The sequence below is a fragment of the Staphylococcus sp. EG-SA-2 genome (assembly GCF_017152085.1).
On record NZ_JACYHC010000868.1, the window covers coordinates 1 to 1104 of the forward strand.

At 34.8% G+C, this 1104-nt stretch carries 2 protein-coding genes; both read right to left on the reverse strand.

Features of this window, described 5'->3' with window-relative positions:
- Nucleotides 1-103: 103 nt before the first annotated feature.
- On the reverse strand, nt 104-907 hold the full coding sequence (truA, locus tag IDG60_RS15470) for a tRNA pseudouridine(38-40) synthase TruA (RefSeq protein WP_001221855.1): 804 nt from the start codon (nt 905-907) through the stop codon (nt 104-106).
- A 4-nt stretch (nt 908-911) separates the two neighbouring features.
- A partial coding sequence (locus IDG60_RS15475; RefSeq protein WP_206160888.1) for a CbiQ family ECF transporter T component occupies nt 912-1104 on the reverse strand: 193 nt, incomplete at its 5' end.

Genomic DNA, 1104 nt, shown 5'->3' on the forward strand with positions numbered 1-1104 from the left:
ATATATCTTGTAACACAATAAGTTTCCGGGGCTTATCGTGGGGTGGATATAAAACAATACCGTTAATAATCTTATAATTTCACAAGCTTTTTGTCAATGGCAATCAGTCATTTTGTAATGATTTTTTACGATGTATTTTGATATCGTTGCCAAAGTCTTTTAATAACTCATTTTCATCTAAATAAATCTTCTCTAAATATAATCCTTCAGCCGTTGCAGTGAAAGGAACATTCTTACGATTCTTTGATTCAAGTAGCTTCGGCACATCAGAAATTTCATGTCGTCCTTTTCCAACTTCTATTAAAAATGCAACTAAGACACGCACCATGTTATATAAAAATCCAGATCCAGTGACAATATAATCAAAGCCATCATCTGTCTTTACAATTTCACTTTGGTATAATGTTCTAACCTTGCTTTCTACTTCAGTTTTTTGCGAACAAAATCCCGTAAAATCATGTGTACCTATGAATTGTTGTGCCGCTCTGTTCATTTTATCTAAATCCAACGTTTCAGGAATAAATGTTTTCAAACCACTTTGAAATGGATCGCGGTGTTGTGCTTGATATACTTTATATCGATAGCGTTTACCTACACAATCGTAACGACAATGAAAATCGTCATCGACTGTAACTACATTGTTGACATAAATATCATCAGGTAACGTTCGGTTCATTGCATATTGCCATTGTGACATAGGTATATTCAGCTCTGTGTCGAAATGAAAGTATTGCTGTATCGCATGTACACCTCTATCAGTCCTACTTGAAGGATGGATTCTCACATGTCTTTTATGCATGCGTTGTAATAGCTTTTCAAATTGTTGCTGTACCGTTCGACCATTTTGTTGAATTTGAAAACCTAGAAAATTATTTCCTTGATACGCAATTTCTACTAATATACGCATGAATTTACACTCCTGAATATTTTAATACGAATAAAATAATAGCAATTGGGATAATCATGATTAAAGATAACGTATCTCTCAATTGCCATTTAAGCTGTCTGTAGCTCGTTCTCTTAACATTGGCATCATAACCCCTAACTTCCATTGCGACCGCTAATTCTTCGGCGCGTTGGAAAGCTGAGATGAATAGTGGCACT

Bases quoted from the DNA above. Each gene is read 5' to 3' on its own strand.
- truA (WP_001221855.1), bottom strand. From the start codon at position 907: ATGCGTATATTAGTAGAAATTGCGTATCAAGGAAATAATTTTCTAGGT.